A 21,214-nucleotide genomic window follows, 5' to 3' on the forward strand; every position below is an offset into this window, starting at 1 on the left:
TTGCCACCGCCAGGAGAAACGCATGAGCCGTACCCTGCATGATGCTGCCAGCGGCACCCTGTTCGGCGTTGCGCTGAACTACCAGGGCCTGCTGGACCAGCATCTCGCCGCCTTCGAACAGGCGCCCTATCAGAATCCGCCGACCAAGCCGGTGTTGTTTATCAAGACCCCCAATACACGCAACGAGCACGGCGGCGTGGTGCTGCATCCTGCAGGAGAACGCCTGCAACCGGGGCCGGCGTTGGGCGTGGTGATCGGCCGGCGCGCCAGCCGCGTCAGCCTGGAAAACGCCATGGCCCATGTGGCCGGATATGTGGTGGTGAATGAGTTCAGCCTGCCGGAAGACAGCTACTACCGCCCTGCCGTCAAAGCCAAATGCCGCGATGGTTTTTGTGCCCTGGGGCCGCAGGTGGTGCCACGGGATCAAGTCACCAACCCCAATCAGCTGAGTCTCAAACTCTGGGTCAACGGTGAGCTGCGCCAGGAAGATTCCACGTCCAACTGGGTGCGCGACATCCCGCAATTGTTCGCCGAGATCAGCGAGTTCATGACCCTGCACCCGGGCGATGTGCTGATCACCGGCACTCCGCCAGGTCGTGTGGATGTGCTGCCCGGCGACAAGGTTGAAGTCGAGATCGACGGCGTGGGCCGCCTGGTCAGCCATGTTCAAGCGGAGACTCAAGCATGAAACACGCGCGCATCCGTTTTGAAGGTGAAGTCCACGCCGTACAGGTTGAAGCCGATAATGCCGTACGCCTGAACGATGGCCGCCGGGTCGCGGAAGATCAGGTGCAATGGTTGCCACCGGCCACCGGCAACATGTTCGCCCTCGGCCTGAACTACGCCGACCACGCCGCCGAGCTGGCGTTCAAGCCGCCGACCGAACCCCTGGTGTTCATCAAGTCGGTGGGCACCTACACCGGCCATCGCCAGGTCACGTGGCGTCCGGACAACGTCGCCTACATGCATTACGAGTGCGAGTTGGTAGCAGTCATCGGCAAGGCCGCGCGCAACGTCAAGCGCGCCGACGCCCTGGACTACCTCGCCGGCTACACGGTGTGCAACGACTACGCGATCCGCGACTACCTGGAAAACTATTACCGCCCCAACCTGCGAGTGAAAAACCGCGACGCCACCACACCGGTCGGCCCCTGGATCGTCGATGTGGCCGACGTGCCCGACCCGAGCAATCTCACCCTGCGCACCTGGATCAACGGTGAACTGCGCCAGGTCGGCAGCACTCGCGACATGATTTTCGATATTCCTTATCTGATCGAATACCTGTCCAGCTTCATGACCCTGCAGCCGGGCGACATGATCGCCACCGGAACCCCCGAAGGCCTGGCCGATGTAGTGCCGGGAGATGAAGTGGTGGTGGAAGTCGAAGGCGTGGGCCGTCTGGTCAACCGAATTGTCAGCGAGGCGGACTTTTTTTTCGCCCGGAAAGAGGCGTGAGCAACATGATCAAACACTGGATCAACGGCCGTGAAGTCGAAAGCAAAGACACCTTCATCAACTACAACCCGGCCACCGGCGAGGCCATTGGCGAAGTCGCCAGTGGTGGCGCCGAGGAAGTCGCCCAAGCGGTGGCGTCCGCCAAGGAGGCGTTTCCCAAGTGGGCCAACACCCCGGCCAAAGAGCGTGCCAGGTTGATGCGTAAACTCGGCGAATTGATCGAGCAGAACGTGCCGCACCTGGCCGAACTGGAAACCCTCGACACCGGCCTGCCGATCCACCAGACCCGGAACGTGCTGATCCCGCGCGCTTCGCATAACTTCGATTTCTTCGCCGAAGTCTGCACGCGCATGGACGGCCACAGCTACCCGGTGGATGACCAGATGCTCAACTACACCCTGTACCAGCCGGTGGGCGTGTGCGGCTTGGTGTCGCCATGGAACGTGCCGTTCATGACCGCCACCTGGAAGACCGCGCCGTGTCTGGCCCTGGGCAATACGGCGGTGTTGAAGATGTCGGAGCTGTCACCGCTGACCGCCAATGAACTCGGGCGCCTGGCGGTGGAAGCCGGGATTCCCAACGGCGTGCTGAACGTGATCCAGGGTTATGGCGCCACCGCCGGCGACGCCCTGGTACGCCATCCGGACGTGCGGGCGATTTCCTTTACCGGAGGCACCGCCACGGGCAAGAAAATCATGCAGACGGCCGGCCTGAAAAAATACTCCATGGAACTGGGCGGCAAGTCGCCGGTGTTGATCTTTGAAGATGCCGACCTTGAGCGTGCCCTGGACGCCGCGCTGTTCACCATCTTTTCCCTGAACGGCGAGCGCTGCACCGCCGGCAGCCGGATCTTCATCCAGGAAAGCGTCTACCCGCAGTTTGTCGCCGAGTTTGCCGCCCGCGCCAGACGCTTGATCGTCGGCGATCCGCAAGACCCCAACACCCAGGTCGGCTCGATGATCACCCAGGCGCATTACGACAAGGTCACCGGCTACATCAGGATCGGCCTCGAAGAAGGCGCCACCCTGCTCGCCGGAGGCCTGGAGCGCCCCGCCAACCTGCCGGCGCACTTGAGCAAAGGCCAGTTTATCCAGCCGACCGTGTTTGCCGATGTGAACAACAAGATGCGCATCGCCCAGGAAGAAATCTTCGGTCCGGTGGTGTGCCTGATTCCGTTCAAGGACGAGGCCCAGGCGCTGCAACTGGCCAACGATACCGAGTACGGCCTGGCCTCCTATATCTGGACCCAGGATATCGGTAAGGCCCATCGTCTGGCGCGCGGCATTGAAGCCGGCATGGTATTTATCAACAGCCAGAATGTGCGGGACCTGCGTCAGCCATTCGGTGGGGTCAAAGGCTCCGGCACCGGGCGCGAAGGCGGCCAGTACAGCTTTGAAGTGTTTGCCGAGATCAAGAACGTATGCATTTCCATGGGCAGCCATCACATCCCGCGTTGGGGCGTATAGCCAGCCACCTTTGCACGCCAACAAGAATAATGACTCAGGAGAATCATCATGGGCGAAGTGGTTCTGGCAGCGAAGATCTGTCATGTGCCGTCGATGTACCTGTCGGAACTGCCCGGCAAACATCATGGCTGTCGCGAAGCGGCGATTGCCGGGCATAAGGAAATCGGCCGTCGTGCGCGAGCGTTGGGCGCCGACACCGCAGTGGTGTTCGACGTGCACTGGCTGGTCAACAGTGGGTATCACGTCAACTGCGGCGAACAGTTCCAGGGCACCTACACCAGTAACGAGCTGCCGCACTTCATCAAGAACATGGAGTACGCCTACCCCGGCTGCCCCGAGTTGGGCGAACTGATCGCCGCCGAGGCCAACCTGGCCGGTGTGCGCAGCATGGCCCACAACATCCCGAGCCTGGAGCTGGAATACGGCACGCTGGTGCCCATGCGCTACATGCACATGGGCGTGCCGGATGATGAGAAATTCAAGGTCATTTCCATCGCCGCCTGGTGCGCCTGGCACCGTCTGGAAGACAGCTTCACGTTCGGCGCCGCCGTACGCCGAGCCATCGAAAAGAGTGACCGCAAGGTACTGGTACTGGCCTCCGGCTCGCTATCCCACCGCTTCTCGGACGACCGCGAGGCCGAAGCGAATATCCACAACTGGACCCGCGAATTCGACAAGCAGATGGACCTGCACGTGGTGGATATGTGGCAGCAAGGCCGTTTCAAGGAGTTCTGCGCGATGTTGCCGGACTACGCCGAGCACTGTTTTGGTGAAGGCAAGATGCATGACACCGCCATGCTCCTCGGCCTGCTGGGCGGGCCCGAATATGCCCAGCCCGCCGAGATCATCACGCCCCCGTTCGGCAGCTCGGGCACCGGCCAGATCAACGCGATTTTCCCGCTGTAAACCTGGGAGAAACCCATGCCGCACTTTATCGTCGAGTACACCGACAACATCGAACAACAGGCCGACCTGCCCGGTTTGTTTGAACAGGTCCACCGCGTGCTGGGAGACAGTGGCGTGTTTCCCCTCGGCGGTATCCGCAGCCGTGGCGTGCGCCTGGACACCTGGCGCATGGCCGATGGCAAGCACGACTACGCCTTTGTGCACATGACGCTCAAGGTTGGCCACGGCCGCGACCTGGCCACGCGCCAGGCGGTAGCCGAAGCGGTGTTCGCGCTGATCACCACGCACTTCGCCGAGTTGCAGGCGCAGCGCCTGCTGGCGCTGTCGTTCGAGATGGTCGAGCTGCACCCACAGCTCAACTTCAAGCAGAACAACGTGCATGCGTTTCTGAACAATCCGGCGAACTGAAACGGACGCAGTCCTTGCAGGAGCGAGCTTGCTCGCGAAGATCCCACACGCACCGTGGGTAACCAAAGGCGCTGCGTTTTCGTTGACGTTTTTCGCGAGCAAGCTCGCTCCTAACAACAAAAAGTACACCATCATGAGCACAGCCCAAACCACTGCCAGCCGCGTACTGGCCGAGCACGATCGCACCCATCGTTCAGTCACCTGGCACCTGATGCCGCTTCTGCTGGTGTGTTATCTGTTCGCCCATCTGGACCGCATCAACATCGGCTTCGCCAAGATGCAGATGAGCAGCGACCTGCACTTCAGCGATACGGTCTATGGCTTCGGCGCGGGGCTGTTCTTCATCGCCTACGCGCTGTTCGGCGTGCCGAGCAACATGGCGCTGGACAGGGTCGGGCCCAGGCGCTGGATCGCCAGCCTGATGGTGGTGTGGGGCTTATTGTCCACCGGCATGTTGTGGGTCGAGAGTGCGCGCGGCTTCTACGTGCTGCGCTTCTTGCTGGGGGTGGCCGAGGCTGGGTTTTTCCCGGGCATCCTGGTGTTTCTCAACCGCTGGTACCCGGCCCGCCGTCGCGCCCAGGTCACCGCGCTGTTCGCTATCGCCGTGCCCATGGCCGGGGTGCTGGGCGGCCCCCTGTCCGGGGCGATTCTCGAACACTTCCATGATGCAGGCGGCCTGCGTGGCTGGCAGTGGATGTTCCTCATCGAGGGTGCGCCGGTGGTGCTGCTGGGGCTGGTGGTGCTCAAGGGGCTGCCGGACGGTTTCGACTCGGTGCGCTGGCTGACCGCCGAACAAAAGCAGCAGTTGCGCGCCCAACTGAACAGCGAAGAACAACGCAAGACCATCACCTCATTCGGCGGCATCCTGCGCGATCCGCAAGTGTGGCTGCTGGTCGCGGTGTACTTTGCGGTGATGCTCGCAGTGAACACCCTCGCGTTCTGGATGCCCACCCTGATCCATGGCGCCGGCATCGGCCGCGACAGCCAAATTGGCCTGCTCAGTGCCGTGCCGTACCTGGCCGGCTGCTGCTTTATGATCGGCTGCGGGCGTTCTTCCGACCGCCATCGCGAACGCCGCTGGCACCTGTGTGTGCCATTGCTGATGGCCGCCGTCGGCATTGCCGTGGCAGGCCTGGCGCCAGGCAATCCATTGCTGGTGATGGGCGGGCTGGTGGTGGCCGGCATGGGCGCCAGTGCGGCCCTGCCGATGTTCTGGCAACTGCCGCCGGCGTTTCTATCCAACACCACCCAGGCTGCCGGCATCGCCATGATCAGTTCGTTCGGCAGCGTCGCCGCATTTCTCGCGCCGTACCTGATCGGCTGGATGCGCGACGCCACCCAAAGCGCCAGCCTGGCCCTGTATGTCCTTGCCCTGTTTATCGCCCTCGGCGGCCTGCTGGTGCTACGCACACACGCCGCCATCGTCAACCCACACTAGAGATTGTTGCCATGCTCGACTCCCAGCAAATCCTTGAAGCGGCCGCCCGCCTGGACCGCGCCGAACACAGCCGTGAACAAGTGCGCCAGTTTTCCCTCGACTACCCGGACATCACGCTCGAGGACGCCTATGCGATCCAGCGCGCCTGGGTCGCCCAGAAGATCAAGGACGGGCGCACCTTGAAAGGCCACAAGATCGGCCTGACCTCGCGGGCCATGCAGGTGTCGTCGAACATCACCGAACCCGACTACGGCGCGCTGCTCGATGACATGTTTTTCGACGAAGGCAGCGACATCCCCTTCGATCGCTTCATCGTGCCAAGGGTGGAAGTGGAGCTGGCTTTCATCCTCGGCAAGCCCCTCAAAGGCCCGAACTGCACAGTGTTCGATGTACTCGACGCCACCGAATGGGTGATCCCGGCGCTGGAGATCATCGATGCCCGCATCCAGCAGGTCGACCCGCAGACCCGCGCGACCCGCAAGGTGTTCGACACCATCTCCGACAACGCTGCGAATGCCGGTGTGGTGCTGGGCGGTCGCGCCGTGCGCCCCACCGAGATCGACCTGCGCAAGGTGCCGGCGGTGCTGTACCGCAATGGAGTGATCGAGGAGTCCGGCGTCTCCGCGGCGGTGCTCAACCACCCGGCCAAGGGTGTGGCGTGGCTGGCCAACAAACTGGCGCCGTATGACGTCACGTTGCTGCCGGGGCAAGTCATCCTCGGTGGCTCCTTCACCCGGCCGGTGGCGGCCAACCCTGGCGATACCTTTCATGTCGACTACGACCTGCTCGGGTCGATTGCCTGCCGCTTCGTCTAAGCCCTGGAGGATTGCCATGGACATGCCCGTCAACCGCTTCAAACAACGCTTGCTCAACGGCGAAGTACAGATCGGCCTGTGGCTCGGCCTTGCACACGCCTACTGCGCGGAACTGGCCGCCAACGCCGGTTTCGACTGGCTGTTGATCGACGGCGAACACGCGCCCAACCAGTTGCAAGGCCTGCTCGGGCAGTTGCAGGCCGTGGCGCCCTACCCCAGCCAGGCGCTGATTCGCCCGGTGATCGGCGACAGCGCGCTGATCAAGCAACTGCTGGATATCGGCGCCCAGACCTTGCTGGTGCCGATGGTGGAAAGTGCCGCCCAAGCCCACGATCTGGTGCGCGCCATGCGTTATCCGCCTGCGGGTATCCGTGGCGTCGGCAGTGCCTTGGCCCGCGCCTCGCGCTGGAACAGCATTTCCGGTTATCTCGACCAGGCCGATGAACAGATGTGCCTGCTGGTGCAGATTGAAAATCGCGAAGGCTTGGCCAATCTGGAGGCCATAACGGCGGTCGACGGCGTCGACGGTGTGTTCATCGGGCCGGCAGATTTGAGTGCGTCCATGGGACATCGAGGTAATCCCGGGCATCCCGACGTGCAGGCGGCGATAGAAACCGCCATCCGGCGCATCGTGCAGTCGGGCAAGGCGGCAGGCATCTTGAGTGCCGATGAAACGCTTGCTCGACGCTATATCGAACTGGGTGCAACGTTTGTGGCAGTGGGCGTGGATACCACGGTGTTGATGCGCGGGCTGCAGGCCCTGGCGGGGAAGTTCAAGGGTATTCCAGAGCCTGCAACCACTGGTGGGGTGTACTGAAATCGCACGTTCGGATGTGGCGGTGACTCAGCGCTTGATGTTCTTCAAGTCTTCCAGCAGGCCCAGCAGGGCATCGAACTTCTCTTCGCCCAACTGATCCTGCAAGCGCTGGTAGTTGGCTTCCATGCAATGGCTCATCGATTCGAAACTCGCCCTGCCCTTGTCGGCCAGCGTCACCAACACGCGGCGCTGGTCCTGCTCGGCTTTGCGTCGGTGCACCATGCCGGCGGCTTCCATGCGCACCAGCACGCCGGTCATGCTCGGCTTGAGGATGCAGGCCAGTTCCGCCAACTGGTAAATCTCCAGCTCACCGTACTGTTCAAGGATGCGGATGATCCGCCATTGCTGTTCGGTCAGGCCGTGTTCATTCAACGACGGGCGGAAGAAACTCATCGCGGCTTCGCGGGCTTGCAGCAGGGTCAAGGTCAGGGACTGGCGAGGTTTGGACATAGGGATCAGGGTCACGAGGTATTTAGTTAATAATTTAACGAAACTCTAGCATTCCCTGCCAGTGAGAGCGCTATAACTTGTTGAGCGCACTGCCCGTGGCGCTCTGAATCAAATGCACGGGCACGCAGCGTCAAGACTTCCATCCCGTCAGGGCCCTTAATGGAGGCATCCGCTTCAGAGCCTTCCTTCACCTTTTCAGGCTGCGCCATGATCAACATCGAAACTCCCACGTATTACACCGCCACCAAGAAATACAACCTCAGCTTCCCCACCCTGGAACAGGACATCGAAGCCGATGTGGTGGTGATCGGCGGTGGTTTTTCCGGCATCAACACGGCCCTGGAATTGGCGGAAAAAGGCATTACTGACATTGTGGTGCTGGAGGCACGCTACCTGGGCTTCGGCGGCACCGGCCGCAACGGCGGGCAGATCATGGCAGGTATCGGCCATGACTTGGAGAAGATCAAGAAAGACGTCGGCGAGGACGGCCTGCGCCAGGTGTTCGAGATCAGCGACCTGGGCGCCGACATCATCAAGAACCGCATCGCCAAGTACAACATCGATGCAGACTTCTGCCACGGCTACGGCTACATGGGCTTCAACGCCCGCCAGGAAAAAACCCTGCGCGCCTGGGAAAAAGACTTCAAATCGATCAACAGCCAGCACGAAATCCGCTTTCTCGGCGGCAGCGATGTGCAACAGATCATCGGCTCCAACGCCTATACCAGCGCCCTGCTGCACATGGGCGGCGGGCATGTGCACTCGCTGAACCTGCTGCTGGGCGAAGCCACCGCCCTGGCCAGCCACGGCGTACGGATTTTCGAGAACAGCCCCGCGCTGGAAGTCAGTTACGGCGAGCGCATCACCGTGCGTACCGGGCGCGGTTCGGTGCGCGCCAGCAAGTTGTTGTGGGCCTGCGACAGCTTCCTCAACAAACTCGAACCGGAGCTGCACCGCTCGACCATCAACACCTACGCGTTCCAGATGATGACCGAGCCGTTGTCCGAAGAGCTGATCCAGCGCATCAGCCCGATTCGCGGAGCCTACAGCGACATTCGCCCGGTGATCGATTACTACCGCGTGACCAACGAGAACCGCCTGCTGTTCGGCGCCGCGACGCCTCTGGTGGAGCATATTCCCGGCGACCTCAAGGCCTGGAACCGCCACCTGATGCTGAAGATTTTCCCCTACCTCAAAGACGTAAAGATCGACCTGGCCTGGGGCGGCCCGATGGCGTGCAGCCCCAATCTGTTCCCGCAGATCGGCACCCTGCCGGGCCGCAGCAATGCGTTTTTCGTGCAGGGCTACTCAGGCTTTGGCGTGACCCCCAGCCACATCATCTGCAAGGTCCTGGCCGAAGGCATGAGCGAAGGCTCGGCGCGCTATGACCTGGTCAGCTCCATTCATCGCCCGACCATTATCGGCAAGGACGCCATCCGCCCGTTGCTGCTGACGGCGGGCAAATCCTGGCACCAACTTTCCGGTTACTGGAACGGGCGCCGCTAATCCCCCTTACTCATCAGGAGCAACTGCCATGACGCTTATCACCCTCAAGCACAACGTCCAGCTGTCGGAACTCGACGCCTGGGGTACCGTGGCCGACCTCGGCTCGCAGATTCTCGAAGGCGAAGTGCGCGCCTTCGGCAAGATGACGTTTGGCGCGCCCACCGACCCCGTCAGCAGCGCCTATTTCGGCACGACCCAAGGCAAGTTCCGCATGGTCTACCCGTTCGCCGAACAAGCCACCATCGTGACTGGCGAAGTGGTGCTGACCGATGAATCCACCGGCCAGTCCGCACGCTACAAAGCCGGTGACAGCTGGTTCGTGACCAAAGGCACGCCGGTATTGTGGGAAGTGGTCAGCGAAAGTTTCGTCAAACACTACTTCGCCGTCGCATAAGGAAGCGTTGCCATGACGAATTCTCCGGATTGGATCACCGTGGGCGCGCTGGCCGACGGTTTCGCCCCGCAAGCTTTTATCCTGCCGAACCTGGCCGAGCTGGCCGGCCAGACGTTCACCCTGCACTTCGCCAATGGCTGGCAGATCGAGCACCGTTTCGAGCAGGAGCGCCTGGCCTGGCACGCCGCCGATGGCCACTCCAGCGGCAGCGCGCCGTACCGGGCCACCTCGATCCGCCCAGGGCTGTACCTGGTGGACTTCATCAAGCACGAAGCCGGGCAAAGCTGGTCGATCAGCCTGGTGCTGGATGTACCGGCAGCGTCATTCACTGCCGTGATCGGCAGCCTGCCAAGCCAACAGGAGACCCACGAGGGCCTTTACCATCGGGCCCTGGCCGGCAAGCCGCTGACCTCGGTGCAGGTTGACTTCCCTCACGGCAGCCTCGACCGTCCCTGGCAGGACGGCCATTGCCTGCACGCCCCTACCGGCGAACTGGTGGGCCTGCGCAATCAGTATCGCTACAGCCCCAGCGAGGTCTACGAGCATATCTACCTCAACCAGCGCTTCTACGCGTGGCAATGCCTCAAAGGCGTGGAACAAGGCCTGTGCGACACCGACCGTTGCCATTACTACAAAATCGCCGAGCAGTTGTACCTGTTTGTATGGCAGGAGAAGATCGTGCCCACCCTCGGCCTGGTGCTGATTGACCTGCAACAGCACCGCAGCGACGGCAAGATCTTCGGCTATGCCGGGGCGTCGTTCGATGCGCTGTCGAACTTCCCGATCAGCTCGTACTGCCAGGTGCTCAACCGCACGGAGTACCCTCGTGACTGAGCGGCGCACGGTGCTGATCACCGGGGCCGGCACCGGTATCGGTGCCGCATGCGCACGAATGTATGCCGAGGAAGACGCGCGTCTGGTGCTGGTCGGCCGGCGTCGTGAGCCGCTGGAACAAGTGGCGCGCGATACCGGTGGGCTGATCCTGGTGGGCGACGCTGCCTGCCCGGACGCCTGGGACGGCTTTATCCGCCAGGTCCGTGAACATTACGGCCGCCTCGATGTGCTGCTGGCCTGTGCCGGTGGCCATGGCCTGGGCAGTGCGACCCACACCAGTCCCGCCACCTGGGCAGACGCCCTGCGCAGCAATCTCGACAGCGCGTTCTACAGTGCCCGCGCCTGTTTGCCGCTGCTGCAGGCAAGTGCGGGCAACATCGTACTGATCGGCTCCATCGCCTCGCTGGCAGCGGGGCCTGAAGTGTGCGGCTACACCACGACCAAACATGCGTTGCTCGGGCTGAACCGCTCCCTTGCGCGCGATTACGGGCCACACGGTGTACGGGTGAACGCGGTGTGCCCGGGCTGGGTTCACACGCCCATGGCCGATGCGGAGATGCTGCCGTTGATGGACGCTTATGGCGAGACCTTGCCGCAGGCCTATGCGCGCGTGTGCGCCGACGTGCCTTTGCGACGTGCCGCCCAGCCAGAAGAGATCGCCAAGGTGTGCCGCTTCCTGGCATCCGGCGATGCCTCGATCATGACCGGCGCCACGGTGGTGGCCGACGGTGGTTCAAGCATCGTGGACGTCCCCACTCTGGCCTTCGCACACCTGGAGACCCACCATGAATGACTTGGAATTCAGCGGGCGCGTGGTGTTGGTCACCGGCGGTGCCCAAGGCATCGGGCGCGGCATCGTCGAGGCATTTGCCCAGCGTGGCGCACGGGTGGTGATTGCCGACCGCCTGTTGGCGCAGGCCCAGGCAGTAGCCGCAGCGTTGTGCGCGCAGGGTTATTACGTCGAAGCGCTGGGTGTGGACCTGGCAGAGGCCGAGGCGATATTCGATTGCGTCAAAGGACTGCCTCGGCTGGATACCGTGGTGCACAACGCGGGGTATTTTCCACTGACCGCCCTGCAGGACATCACCCCTGCGCTGCTGCAGCGCACTTTGGCGGTCAACCTGTCGGCGCTGTTCTGGCTGACCCAGGCGGCGTTGCCGATGTTCCGCGCACAAGGCCAGGGCTGCGTGCTGGTAACGTCTTCCGTCACCGGCAACCGGGTCGGTTACCCGGGGCTGAGTCATTACGCGGCGTCCAAGGCCGGGGTCAACGGGTTTATCCGCAATGCGGCGCTGGAGCTGGCGCCGCTGAATGTGCGGATCAACGGCGTGGAGCCCGGCATGATCGCCACCCCGGCGATGGGCAATCTGGGTGACGCCTCGCTGACCGACAGCATCGCCAGCCGCGTGCCCCTGGGGCGGTTGGGCGCGGCGGCGGATATCGCGGGGGCCATGTTGTTTCTCGCATCGGACCTGGCCAGTTACATCACCGGGCAAACCCTGGTGGTAGATGGCGGGTCTACCCTGCCTGAAACCTGAAACCCGATTCAAATGAGGGAGGGGCTTGCTCCCGATAGCGATGGGTCAGCTACAGATGTATCAACTGACCCAGCCTCATCGGGAGCAGGCGCCCTCCCACATCAAGCCTGCAACCGGCTCGACCGGAAATCCTTCGGCGACACCTCGAACTGCTTCTTGAACGACCGGCTGAAGTGGGCCGAATCGGTAAAGCCCCACTTGTAGGCAATCGAGGTGATCGACTCACTGCGCAGGAACGGGTTGGTCAAGTCATCCGCGCTGCGCATGAGCCGCGCCCGCTGGATATAACGGCAGACGCTGTCGTCCTGCTCTTCAAACAACCGGTAAAGCTGGCGCACTGAAATGTTGAGCCGGTTGGCCAGGCCGATCGGGCTCAGGCCCGGCTGGCTGAGTGACTCATCAATCACCTTCTGCACATAGCTACGCAGGTTATTGCCCTGCAGCGCCGCCACGCCTTCGCAGCACTTATCGCCCTGCTCCAGGGCCGAGCCCAGCAATGAGACGAACGCCGCTTGCAGCGCCTCGACCTCACCTGCGCCATCTTCGGTGTCGTCCTTGCACAGTTGGTCCATCAGCACGTGCAGCATGCGCCCACAGGCCTTGGTCGAAGATATCTTGCCGAAGGCGCGGGCTTCACCGCCCACGTGCTTGCACACCTCGGCGCGTGCGAGGGACAGCGAGGCATGTTCAATCAGGCCGAAGGGGGTGATTTCGATGGAGCCTACCGAGTCCATCAGCAGCATCTCGCCGGGGGCCAGTTGCAGGGTCTGGCCGTTCTGTACGATCTGCGAGTAACCGCTGCGCTGGCTGATCAGGAAACACGCCTGGTCGTCGTCATGGTCGGCATGGTGCGACGCACGCTTGATCAGCCCGGCATTGGTGCGCAGGATGGCCAGGCCGCGCGGGAGGTTGTGGATCTCGCCGATGAACAGCGAGCGGTTGAAGGCCAGTTCGGTATCGAAGTGACCGCACGCGGCGCGCAGTTCGCTGTTCCAGCTGTCGAGCCCGTTGTGTGCATGCTGTGGGATGCTCATGGGGTGTCTCCGCAATGGCTTCTTTTTGTTGTTCTGGCGCAATAGTTAACATGTTATCTATATGCACGCAACAACTACCTGTTTGCCATTGCAGAAGCACTATTGATGCCAATCAGAGCGTCGATAATACGCGTTGCAACCCGGCCAACGTCGCGAGTAAATGTTCGCGCTGCACAGGGCTCAAGGCGATATAACGACGAAACGCCGGCATTCGATTAACCACTTCACTGCCGCCCATATGCTCCAGCCGTACGCTCCATTGCCGGTTTTGCAGCTCAATCCGCAAGCGCTTGAAATCCAGTGGCATCAGGGCCTGTAAAAGCACGTCGTCGGCCTGCAACCGCGCCTGCAATTCACGGCCCATTGCCGGATTACCGGAGCGGCAACGTACGCGAATGCCATTGCGCCGGATCGCGCCGCCATGGTGCACCTCGAAACGCCTCGTGCCTCCTGCCGAAGCAGGTACCTGCAGAAGAAATTCGGTCATGACCACATGCATCAACAGTTGCGACTCGGTGCGCTCGACGATCTCAAACGCAAAGCCATTCACTTGGAGTGTCGCCAGCCCGAGATTGCGCCGCAAATGCGCCAGGGTGACTCCTGGCCGATACCCTGTCGGGGTGCGGTCGGCGCGTAACAGCTCAAACAGTTTTTGCCGCAAAGTCGCTATAACCATCACGCAGATGCCCCGGTTCGTTGCTGAATTCCTTGGCCAGTACCTCCTCCACGGAGGCCGGTTTGAAGGGATTGACCTTCTGCACCACCAGGGTCCAGAACAATGCATACGCTGCGGTCACGCCGAGCATCACGCCGAACGGCACATAGATATCGGCCGGGTGCATGCCTGGCGGTGTGATAAACCACATGCCCAACAGGATGCCGAAGCTCGATACGATCTGCGGCAACGGGAACCATGGCGAGCGGTAGGCCCGGGGCAAATCCGGGCGACGGATGCGCAGGATCACCACCGACACCGTCACCAGCAGGTAGGCAAAGCTCCACGCACACACCGCCGCCAGCACCAGGTGCATGATGTTGTCGGTGTTGCCACCCAGGTAAAGCGCATGCAGGCAGGGGATCAGCATTGCCACCAGGATGCACAGCAGCGGCGTCTTGAAACGCGGATGCAGGTAGGTAAAGACCCTGGGCAGTGCGCCGTCCACCGCCATGCCGTAGAGAATGCGAGGCACACCGGCCATCAGGGTGTTGATGGTCGCCGCCCCGGCAAACAGAAAGCCGATGCCCAGCCACAGAGGGCCGACGTGTCCCATCACCTGCTCGGCAAATTTGGGGATCGCCATCGGCGTGTCCAGCAGGTGCACACCGGACGCGGCATCCAACACTACGTTTTCTACCTGGCGCTTCATCGCCGCGCCATAAATGAACATGCACATGGCCACGCCTGACAACCCGAGCATCATCGCGCGCGGCATCACCTTGGCCGATTGGCGCAGGTCCGGCGCCAACGGCGTGACGAACTCGCAGCCGACGAACATGAACATCGCCAGACCCACCAGCGACAGCACAGTGATCAGGTCGGTGCCCACCAGCGACGCACCGAACCAGCCATCCAACTGCACCGCCGGCGCAGCGATCAGGCCGAGCACGCCGAACACCATCAGGGTGGTCCACATGCCAAAGGTCAGGATGATTTCCGCACGGCCGAACGCGCTGACGCCAAAGGCATTCAGCACGCCGAAGACCACCACGAAGCCCACGCCGAGCAACCACGAACCGCCGGCGGATTCGGCCAGGGTATTGAGGTGTTCGAAGTTCACCAGGGCCATCACCCCTGAGAGGATGGTTTCGGCGGTGCCGGCAAACACATGCACGATCAGGTAGGCCGACAAGGTCCCGGTGATCGCAAAAAAACGCCCCATGCCGCAGTTGATGTAGTCGTACACCGAACCCGTGGTGGGCAGCAGGGAGGCGGCTTCGGCGAAGGTGCTCGCCTGGGCCAGCATCATCACCACGGCGATCAGCATCGCCAGGGCAAACGCACTGCCGCCGATGCCGAAGCCCATGGTGGCGGTGAGTATCACAGGGCTTGCCATGATCAGGCCGATGGTGCTGGCCAACGCGGTGGGGAAACCTACCGTACCCCGATTGAGGTGTGCGGTGAGTAGGTCGTTGCTCGACATGGTGGGGCCCTCGAAAAGGTTTTTTTTAATGTATCGGCACTCTGCGCCCCACCCGAGTTGCTCGTCTTGCCCCTGTGTGCCGCTGGTTTTGTTGCTCCCTGCCACAACGTGCCGGCTGGCGGCCTGGGTCAATTCCCTGGCACGCAGAGGAAAGACTTGGCTACTCGCCGCTCCCCCTAATGCGCCCTCACTCTCAACCAAGCATAAGGGCAATAATAATGGAGCACACACTGAAGAATCGTCGCCTGCGCCAGGCGGTCGTGCTGGGTATCAGCCTGCTGGCGGGCAAAGCCTGCGCCATCGAGTTGTACGCCGACGCCGACACCAAGGTCACAGGCAATTTCCTTGCCGTGTACGGCATGTTCAACAGCCCGAAGAACTACGATGGACGCAGCGGGGGTTCCACCTGGCGTGAGGCCTTCATCAAGTATGGCCTGAGCGTGGACCAGAGCCTGGGCAGCTTTGGCGGCGTGTATGGCACCGCCAACCTGGTGAGTTCCGGGACCTGGGGCGACGGCGATGCATCCGGGGTCACCACCGGCAAAGAACGCACCACCAAGTTTGACGAAGCCTTTGCCGGCTGGCGCTCCGGCGACCTGTTCACAGCCTTGGGCAAAGACGGCGTGGACCTGTCATTCGGCCGACAGATCATCACCCTGGGCGACGGTTTTATCGTCAACGACGACGGGCCCAACCTGGGCAAGGGCGTGGGTGATGGAGAATTCAATCGAGGCGGCGCCTACTACATTGCGGCGCGACATGCCTTCGACAAAACCGCGGTAATCCGCCTGGGCGGCAAGGATGGCGTGCATGGCAGCCTGATGTGGATCAAGTCCGACAACCCCGCCCAGGCCATGACCGAAATGGCCGCAGGCACCTTGGAATACAGCGCCGCGCCGGGCACCCTGGGGCTCACCTATCTTCACGGCATCGATGTGGATGAGCGCTTCGCCAGCGAGGTACAACGCCAACGCAAAGGCATGAACCTGTACAGCCTGCGCGGCGCCGGCAATGCCGGCATCGACAACGCACACTTCGCCTTTGAACTGGCCCGCCAGGACCGCCGCGACAGTCAGCAAAACGCCGGCTACGCCGAAGCCGGCTATACCTTCACCAACCTGCCGTGGTCACCCGACCTGACATATCGCTACGCACGTTACTCGAAAAACTGGGACGGTATGTTCTCGGGCTTCAACCGTGGCTACGGCACCTGGGTGCAGGGCGAAGTAGCAGGCAACTATTCCGGGCCGTACAACACCAATACGGCAGTGCAACACGTGGCGCTCAAGGTCAAGCCGCTGGACAACGTCACCCTCGGCGCACTGTTTTTCGACTACAGCACCGTCAGCACCCGCGGCCAGCTCAACCTGGATGGCCGCGAGCTGGACCTGTACGCCGAGTGGGCAGTGAACGAGCACCTGATCATCACCCCACTGCTGGGCCTGTACAAACCCGACAAGGCGGCAGAGACCGGCGGCAACCAGGTCGGTGGCAACGGTACCAATGTCTACAGTCAGTTAGTGGTTGCCGTACCCTTCTGAACCCCCTCGGGCGCACACGGATGCAGCGCCCGCACCTCTGCGTAGGCACCTTGATGATAGACCAGCGGCGCACGGCCGAAGTCATCGAAGGCCACCACCTTGCCGATCATGATCCAGTGGTCGCCGCCGTCCACCTGCTGGTATTTCTCACAGTGGAAACGTGCGCAGCAATCAGCGAACACCGGCGAACCGCCTTCCCCGGGCTCGTACTCGATCAGGGCAAAACGGTCCTCGCGCGGGCGCGCAAAGTTATTGGACAGATGCACCTGGTCAGCCGCCAGCACGTTTACCGCAAAGTGGCTGGCTTCCTCGAACACTTCATGGCTATTGGAACGTTTGTCGATGCTCCAGAGCACCAGCGGCGGGTCGAGGGACACCGAATTGAAACTGTTGGCAGTCACGCCGACCTTGCGCCCGGAGGCGGTGGCGGCGGTGACCACGGTCACACCCGTGGCGAAGTTGCCCAAGGCGCGGCGAAAGGCCCGTGGGTCGAAAAGGCGGCTATCAGACATGCAAGACTCCCGGGCGGCCCCGTGGGCGCGCCCTGATTGTTATTAGGAAAGAACGCGTCACACCATGCTCGGGTCCGGCTCAAGCCCCATCAGCTCGCGGCCCAGGATTTGCGCGCAGACATCGTAATCGGTATAGGCATGGGCACCGGTCATATGGGAGTCGCGGAACAGGCGCTGCATTTCGTTGTGCTCGAACCAGGCATTACCGCCTGCTGCGGCGAACAGGCGATCGACTGCCTCGATGCACATTTTGGTCGCATAGGCCTGGTTGGTGCGCCAGAACGCCAGGGTTTCGCGGCTGGGATAGCGTTGCGCTGCGCTGTGTTCGGCGTGGTCCTGCCAGGTTTTTTCAAGGAAGGCGCGGGCAGCGGCCACCTGGTGCGTGGATTCGGCCAGGCGCATCAACGCCGGGGTGGCGGCGCCTACGGCGGCACCGGTGTAGGCGCGCACGCGATTTCTGGTTTTTTCACGGAACACTTCCAGCATGCGCTCGGCCACGCCGAGGCTGACGGTGGAAAAACCACTGGCGAAGTATGGCCGATACGGCGCGTAGAAAATCTGACTGTCGGGGTAGAGGCCAAAACCTGCGGATTTGCCTTCCATCATGTCCTTGGCCTTTTGGATACGGTGCTCGGGCACCCAGGCGTTATCGATGAGCAAGGTCTTGGTGCCGCTGCCTTTCATACCGGCGGCGTGCCAGTCATCACGGATCTGGTAATCGCTGCGCGGCAGTACCGCGAAGCAGTAATCCTGGCTGCCTTCGGCGTTCTGGCGGCGGCAGCCGACAATCGCCCACTCGCTATGGTCACAGCCACTGCTCCAGCCCATCTCACCGCTGAAATACACGCCGCCCTCACCCTCCGTCACCTGCCCGAACGGCGCGATACTGCTGCTGGCCGTGGCGTCCGGGTTCTCGCCCCAGATCTCCTGCTGCAACTTCGCCGAGAACAGCGCCAGCTGGTGACTGTGGGTACACAGCAAGCTCATGGCCCAGGCGGTGCTGGCGCAACTGCCGGCGAGCAAGGCGATGCACTCGGTGAACTCGGGCAGCGACAGTTCCAGGCCGCCAAAGGCCTTGGGCTGGAAAGCACGGTGCAGGCCGATGCTTTTGAGCAAGGCGATATTTTCGTCCGGCACCTGGCGCAGTTGTTCAGCGCGTGCGGCATTTGCGGCGATGGTAGACAGGAGAGGCTTGAGGTCTTCAAGCAGCGGGTTTGGCTTTTTCATGGATGGCCCTGCTTATTATTGGAAGTCCGGCACACGCTCCGGATCGAGGAACGACGCCGGATGCAGGGCCAGTATCGACCGCTCGGCCCAGGCGGAAAATGCACGTTCCACAGGCAAGGTTGTACTTTTCACAGGCTCGGCAGGCACAGGCATGAACCCTGGCAGGCACAGTCAAGCCACCTCGATATTCCTTGGTTACCCTCGGCTTTTCTCAGTGAACTGCCAGGAAACCTGCCATGAGCGATATCCCGCTGCTGCCTCAAGTCGAAGCCTTTTTGCATCGCCGCCATGGGCTGTTCATCGATGGCATCAACGTGCCGAGCCACGCCGACCAGACGCTGGCCGTGACCAACCCTGCCACCGGCCAGGTCATCGCCGAAGTTGCCGATGCGAACCTTGCGGATATCGACGCCGCAGTCAGCTCCGCCAACCGCGGCTTTGCGCTGTGGTCACAGACCGCACCGGCGACGCGTGGCAATGTGTTGCTGAAACTCGCCGACCTGCTGGAACAGAACCGTGAAGAGTTGGCGCAGATCGAAACCTGCCAGTCAGGCAAGATCATCCAGATTGCCCGCGCCTTTGAGGTCGACCAGGCCGCGCACTTCCTGCGTTATTACGCCGGTTGGGCCACCAAGATCAGCGGCCAGACGATTACGCCATCGCTGCCTTCCTTCAATGGCGAGCGCTACACCGCCTTCACCCTGCGCGAGCCGGTGGGTGTGGTGGTGGGCATCGTGCCATGGAACTTCTCGACCATGATCGCCATCTGGAAACTCGCTTCGGCGCTGGTGACCGGCTGCAGCATCATCATCAAACCCAGCGAGTTCACACCATTGACCCTGCTGCGCATCGCCGAGCTGGCTATCGAAGCCGGGTTGCCGGCGGGTGTGCTCAATGTGCTGACGGGGAGCGGCCACGTCGGCAAGGGCCTGGTAGAGCACCCCGGCACCCACAAGGTGTCATTCACCGGTTCGGTGCCCACCGGCATCGCCGTGGGCCGCAGCGCCATGGGGGCTGGCTTGACCCGTGCGACCCTGGAACTGGGCGGCAAAAACGCCGCAGGATTCCTGCCCGACATGGACGTGGACAAAGCGGTAGAAGGCATCATCGAGGCAGGCTTTCTGCATTCCGGGCAAATCTGCGCGGCAGCTGAACGCTTCTTCGTGCATCGCTCGCAGATCGACGCCGTACTGGAAAAGCTCAGCCGACGCCTGAGCCGCCTGACCATCGGCTCGCCCCTGGACGAACGCACCGAGTTTGGCCCGGTGACCCACCGCCAGCACCAGCTCAAACTGCTCGGCTACTTCACCCAGGCCCGCGCCGAGAACAACACAATCATCCACGGCGGTACCCTCCTCGACCGCCCCGGTTGCTATGTCGAACCTACGGTGATCCTGGCCAACGGCATCAACGACACCCTGCTCAACGAAGAGACCTTCGGCCCCATCGCCACCTTCCTGCCCTACGACAGCGAAGACGAACTGCTCGCCCTGATGAACAACAGCCCTTTCGGGTTGAGCGCCAGCTTGTGGACCAACGACCTCGGCAAAGCGCTGCGCATGATCCCGGCGGTCAACGCGGGCACTGTGTGGGTGAACATGCACACCTTGCTTGACCCGGCGGTACCGTTTGGCGGCAATCGTTCTTCGGGGCTCGGCCGCGAGTTCGGCAGTGCGTTTATCGAGGATTACACAACGCTCAAATCGGTGATGCTGCGGTATTGACGAGCTTGCCGTCATGCATGGCGTCGGTTGAAAACATACCCAGTGACCAGGGGGCGGGCGCGGGGCCTGCCCACTCCCTACCTGTGCCCGCTCACCTCGGGCGAAAACGCTGCAAACCGCCATCTCAATGCCAACGCCGCCGGACGCCGCACCCCATGTTCCACGGTGACCGTCCACAGCCGCTGCGCGCCCTCGAACAGGGCCACTTGCGGGCCGTCGAGGATCAACGACGTCCGTCCCGTCACTTGCAGCACGTCCCCCGACTCAAAGTCGATGAACAACAGGCCTGCCACCGGGTTCGCCTGCAGGTTGCCCAATGTGGCGAAAAACAGGTTGCCGGCAAAGTCAGGGATGGTCAGCACGTTGCCTTCGACCCGCACAAACCCCGGGTTACCGCCTCGATGAGAAACATCCACCGAACGTTGGCCGTCCACCTCGACGTAACTCGCGACGAAGAAGGTGTCGGCATTGCGGATCATTGTTTGTGCCGCGTCATCCAGGCTGTCGAAATGCTCGGCCAACGTGCCGGGTTTGCGCACGACACAATCAACCGGCCGCAGTTGGATGTACTTGGGGCAGTTGCCGAATGTGTGCACCACGTCGACCGAGAAGCCCTCGTGATCGAGCGCGCCGATCCGGCCGTTCATGCGGTTGCGGCGGCGGGTATTGAGGTCGATACCCAGCAGGCCCACCGATGCGCCGTCTCGCAGGGCATGGCGGGCCGGGTCGCCCGGAGACGGCAGGCTGTCGATCTGTAAAGTCTGTGGGTCCGGCGAGTGGGCAAATCCCGGTGCCCCTTCAATCATCGTCGCCCAGGGGATACCTTGCCCGTCGACCACGCCCAGCATCAGGTAAGGCAGCAAGGGGTAGAAATTGCGGTGCTGTTCCGGCAGGTGATCGCGGATCACCTTGGGCCCGACCACGGCCATGCGGTCGGCCACGCCAGCCAGCGCTTGCAGGTGCCGTTCGCCGGCATGCCAGGGTGTTTGTTCGATGGAGTTCATGGCG

At 62.3% G+C, this 21,214-nt stretch carries 21 protein-coding genes and 1 pseudogene; 15 read left to right on the forward strand and 7 right to left on the reverse strand.

What is annotated here, in order from left to right:
• Positions 1-22 precede the first annotated feature (22 nt).
• From EXW71_RS05555 to hpaI, 8 genes are all read left to right on the forward strand, one after another.
• Entirely contained in the window at positions 23-688 is a 666-nt protein-coding gene (locus EXW71_RS05555) for a fumarylacetoacetate hydrolase family protein (RefSeq protein WP_134656682.1), read from the forward strand.
• Positions 685-1,455 carry a fumarylacetoacetate hydrolase family protein gene (locus EXW71_RS05560; protein ID WP_134656683.1) on the forward strand — a complete coding sequence of 257 codons (771 nt, stop codon included), beginning with the start codon at positions 685-687 and terminating at the stop codon, positions 1,453-1,455. Before EXW71_RS05555 ends, EXW71_RS05560 begins: the two co-directional genes overlap by 4 nt.
• 5 nt (positions 1,456-1,460) lie before the next feature.
• Positions 1,461-2,921, forward strand: a complete 1,461-nt coding sequence (gene hpaE / locus EXW71_RS05565; RefSeq protein ID WP_134657859.1) for a 5-carboxymethyl-2-hydroxymuconate semialdehyde dehydrogenase — start codon at positions 1,461-1,463, stop codon at positions 2,919-2,921.
• Positions 2,922-2,969: 48 nt separating this feature from the next.
• A complete protein-coding gene (gene hpaD, locus EXW71_RS05570; RefSeq protein WP_134656684.1) occupies positions 2,970-3,827 on the forward strand; it encodes a 3,4-dihydroxyphenylacetate 2,3-dioxygenase in 858 nt (285 codons plus the stop codon).
• A gap of 15 nt (positions 3,828-3,842) precedes the next feature.
• A complete protein-coding gene (locus EXW71_RS05575) occupies positions 3,843-4,235 on the forward strand; it encodes a 5-carboxymethyl-2-hydroxymuconate Delta-isomerase (RefSeq protein WP_134656685.1) in 393 nt (130 codons plus the stop codon).
• A 133-nt stretch (positions 4,236-4,368) separates the two neighbouring features.
• Complete coding sequence (locus EXW71_RS05580) at positions 4,369-5,673, forward strand: MFS transporter (protein WP_134656686.1); 1,305 nt, start codon at positions 4,369-4,371, stop codon at positions 5,671-5,673.
• 11 nt (positions 5,674-5,684) lie between these two features.
• The gene (hpaH, locus tag EXW71_RS05585; protein ID WP_134656687.1) at positions 5,685-6,488 is read left to right on the forward strand and encodes a 2-oxo-hept-4-ene-1,7-dioate hydratase; all 804 of its coding nucleotides are present in this window, start codon (positions 5,685-5,687) and stop codon (positions 6,486-6,488) included.
• Between the two features lie 16 nt (positions 6,489-6,504).
• Positions 6,505-7,305: a 4-hydroxy-2-oxoheptanedioate aldolase gene (gene hpaI / locus EXW71_RS05590; protein ID WP_134656688.1), complete on the forward strand. Its 801-nt coding sequence runs from the start codon at positions 6,505-6,507 to the stop codon at positions 7,303-7,305.
• 27 nt (positions 7,306-7,332) lie between these two features.
• On the opposite strand, the gene hpaR is transcribed toward hpaI, so the two are convergent.
• The gene (gene hpaR, locus EXW71_RS05595; protein WP_134656689.1) at positions 7,333-7,755 is read right to left on the reverse strand and encodes a homoprotocatechuate degradation operon regulator HpaR; all 423 of its coding nucleotides are present in this window, start codon (positions 7,753-7,755) and stop codon (positions 7,333-7,335) included.
• Positions 7,756-7,962: 207 nt separating this feature from the next.
• On the opposite strand from hpaR, the gene EXW71_RS05600 reads away from it, so the two are divergent.
• The 5 genes from EXW71_RS05600 to EXW71_RS05620 are packed head-to-tail and all read left to right on the forward strand — an operon-like array spanning position 7,963 to position 12,027.
• Positions 7,963-9,261: an FAD-binding oxidoreductase gene (locus tag EXW71_RS05600; RefSeq protein ID WP_134656690.1), complete on the forward strand. Its 1,299-nt coding sequence runs from the start codon at positions 7,963-7,965 to the stop codon at positions 9,259-9,261.
• Positions 9,262-9,289: 28 nt separating this feature from the next.
• Entirely contained in the window at positions 9,290-9,655 is a 366-nt protein-coding gene (locus EXW71_RS05605) for a cupin domain-containing protein (RefSeq protein ID WP_134656691.1), read from the forward strand.
• Between the two features lie 12 nt (positions 9,656-9,667).
• Positions 9,668-10,489, forward strand: coding sequence for a molybdenum cofactor biosynthesis F family protein (locus tag EXW71_RS05610; protein WP_134656692.1), 822 nt, complete (start codon positions 9,668-9,670; stop codon positions 10,487-10,489).
• Complete coding sequence (locus tag EXW71_RS05615) at positions 10,482-11,282, forward strand: SDR family NAD(P)-dependent oxidoreductase (RefSeq protein WP_134656693.1); 801 nt, start codon at positions 10,482-10,484, stop codon at positions 11,280-11,282. The genes EXW71_RS05610 and EXW71_RS05615 overlap by 8 nt, the downstream gene beginning before the upstream one ends.
• Complete coding sequence (locus EXW71_RS05620) at positions 11,275-12,027, forward strand: SDR family oxidoreductase (RefSeq protein ID WP_134656694.1); 753 nt, start codon at positions 11,275-11,277, stop codon at positions 12,025-12,027. Before EXW71_RS05615 ends, EXW71_RS05620 begins: the two co-directional genes overlap by 8 nt.
• Before the next feature lie 101 nt (positions 12,028-12,128).
• Here EXW71_RS05620 and feaR read toward each other — a convergent pair whose 3' ends face one another.
• From feaR to EXW71_RS05635, 3 genes are all read right to left on the reverse strand, one after another.
• Entirely contained in the window at positions 12,129-13,061 is a 933-nt protein-coding gene (feaR, locus tag EXW71_RS05625) for a transcriptional regulator FeaR (protein WP_134656695.1), read from the reverse strand.
• 112 nt (positions 13,062-13,173) lie between these two features.
• Positions 13,174-13,737, reverse strand: a complete 564-nt coding sequence (locus EXW71_RS05630; protein WP_134656696.1) for a DUF3156 family protein — start codon at positions 13,735-13,737, stop codon at positions 13,174-13,176.
• A complete protein-coding gene (locus EXW71_RS05635; protein ID WP_134656697.1) occupies positions 13,703-15,202 on the reverse strand; it encodes an APC family permease in 1,500 nt (499 codons plus the stop codon). The genes EXW71_RS05630 and EXW71_RS05635 overlap by 35 nt, the downstream gene beginning before the upstream one ends.
• A gap of 218 nt (positions 15,203-15,420) precedes the next feature.
• On the opposite strand from EXW71_RS05635, the gene EXW71_RS05640 reads away from it, so the two are divergent.
• On the forward strand, positions 15,421-16,743 hold the full coding sequence (locus tag EXW71_RS05640) for a hypothetical protein (protein WP_134656698.1): 1,323 nt from the start codon (positions 15,421-15,423) through the stop codon (positions 16,741-16,743).
• Between the two features lie 32 nt (positions 16,744-16,775).
• On the opposite strand, the pseudogene EXW71_RS05645 reads toward EXW71_RS05640, so the two are convergent.
• Positions 16,776-17,255, reverse strand: a pseudogene (locus EXW71_RS05645) (flavin reductase family protein); the annotation flags it as partial.
• 57 nt (positions 17,256-17,312) lie between these two features.
• Positions 17,313-18,482: a p-hydroxyphenylacetate 3-hydroxylase oxygenase component gene (locus EXW71_RS05650; RefSeq protein WP_134656700.1), complete on the reverse strand. Its 1,170-nt coding sequence runs from the start codon at positions 18,480-18,482 to the stop codon at positions 17,313-17,315.
• Positions 18,483-18,718: 236 nt separating this feature from the next.
• On the opposite strand from EXW71_RS05650, the gene EXW71_RS05660 reads away from it, so the two are divergent.
• A complete protein-coding gene (locus tag EXW71_RS05660) occupies positions 18,719-20,206 on the forward strand; it encodes an aldehyde dehydrogenase family protein (protein WP_134656702.1) in 1,488 nt (495 codons plus the stop codon).
• A 77-nt stretch (positions 20,207-20,283) separates the two neighbouring features.
• Here EXW71_RS05660 and EXW71_RS05665 read toward each other — a convergent pair whose 3' ends face one another.
• The gene (locus EXW71_RS05665) at positions 20,284-21,210 is read right to left on the reverse strand and encodes a pyridoxamine 5'-phosphate oxidase family protein (protein WP_134656703.1); all 927 of its coding nucleotides are present in this window, start codon (positions 21,208-21,210) and stop codon (positions 20,284-20,286) included.
• Positions 21,211-21,214: the final 4 nt, after the last annotated feature.

Source organism: Pseudomonas sp. BCA17 (genome assembly GCF_004519405.1).
Lineage (GTDB): Bacteria > Pseudomonadota > Gammaproteobacteria > Pseudomonadales > Pseudomonadaceae > Aquipseudomonas.

Excerpts from the sequence above, each read along its gene's own strand:
- EXW71_RS05555 (WP_134656682.1), top strand. The coding sequence starts at position 23 with ATGAGCCGTACCCTGCATGATGCTGCCAGCGGCACCCTGTTCGGCGTT.
- EXW71_RS05560 (WP_134656683.1), top strand. The coding sequence starts at position 685 with ATGAAACACGCGCGCATCCGTTTTGAAGGTGAAGTCCACGCCGTACAG.
- hpaE (WP_134657859.1), top strand. The coding sequence starts at position 1,461 with ATGATCAAACACTGGATCAACGGCCGTGAAGTCGAAAGCAAAGACACC.
- hpaD (WP_134656684.1), top strand. The coding sequence starts at position 2,970 with ATGGGCGAAGTGGTTCTGGCAGCGAAGATCTGTCATGTGCCGTCGATG.
- EXW71_RS05575 (WP_134656685.1), top strand. The coding sequence starts at position 3,843 with ATGCCGCACTTTATCGTCGAGTACACCGACAACATCGAACAACAGGCC.
- EXW71_RS05580 (WP_134656686.1), top strand. The coding sequence starts at position 4,369 with ATGAGCACAGCCCAAACCACTGCCAGCCGCGTACTGGCCGAGCACGAT.
- hpaH (WP_134656687.1), top strand. The coding sequence starts at position 5,685 with ATGCTCGACTCCCAGCAAATCCTTGAAGCGGCCGCCCGCCTGGACCGC.
- hpaI (WP_134656688.1), top strand. The coding sequence starts at position 6,505 with ATGGACATGCCCGTCAACCGCTTCAAACAACGCTTGCTCAACGGCGAA.
- hpaR (WP_134656689.1), bottom strand. The coding sequence starts at position 7,755 with ATGTCCAAACCTCGCCAGTCCCTGACCTTGACCCTGCTGCAAGCCCGC.
- EXW71_RS05600 (WP_134656690.1), top strand. The coding sequence starts at position 7,963 with ATGATCAACATCGAAACTCCCACGTATTACACCGCCACCAAGAAATAC.
- EXW71_RS05605 (WP_134656691.1), top strand. The coding sequence starts at position 9,290 with ATGACGCTTATCACCCTCAAGCACAACGTCCAGCTGTCGGAACTCGAC.
- EXW71_RS05610 (WP_134656692.1), top strand. The coding sequence starts at position 9,668 with ATGACGAATTCTCCGGATTGGATCACCGTGGGCGCGCTGGCCGACGGT.
- EXW71_RS05620 (WP_134656694.1), top strand. The coding sequence starts at position 11,275 with ATGAATGACTTGGAATTCAGCGGGCGCGTGGTGTTGGTCACCGGCGGT.
- feaR (WP_134656695.1), bottom strand. The coding sequence starts at position 13,061 with ATGAGCATCCCACAGCATGCACACAACGGGCTCGACAGCTGGAACAGC.
- EXW71_RS05630 (WP_134656696.1), bottom strand. The coding sequence starts at position 13,737 with ATGGTTATAGCGACTTTGCGGCAAAAACTGTTTGAGCTGTTACGCGCC.
- EXW71_RS05635 (WP_134656697.1), bottom strand. The coding sequence starts at position 15,202 with ATGTCGAGCAACGACCTACTCACCGCACACCTCAATCGGGGTACGGTA.
- EXW71_RS05640 (WP_134656698.1), top strand. The coding sequence starts at position 15,421 with ATGGAGCACACACTGAAGAATCGTCGCCTGCGCCAGGCGGTCGTGCTG.
- EXW71_RS05650 (WP_134656700.1), bottom strand. The coding sequence starts at position 18,482 with ATGAAAAAGCCAAACCCGCTGCTTGAAGACCTCAAGCCTCTCCTGTCT.
- EXW71_RS05660 (WP_134656702.1), top strand. The coding sequence starts at position 18,719 with ATGAGCGATATCCCGCTGCTGCCTCAAGTCGAAGCCTTTTTGCATCGC.
- EXW71_RS05665 (WP_134656703.1), bottom strand. The coding sequence starts at position 21,210 with ATGAACTCCATCGAACAAACACCCTGGCATGCCGGCGAACGGCACCTG.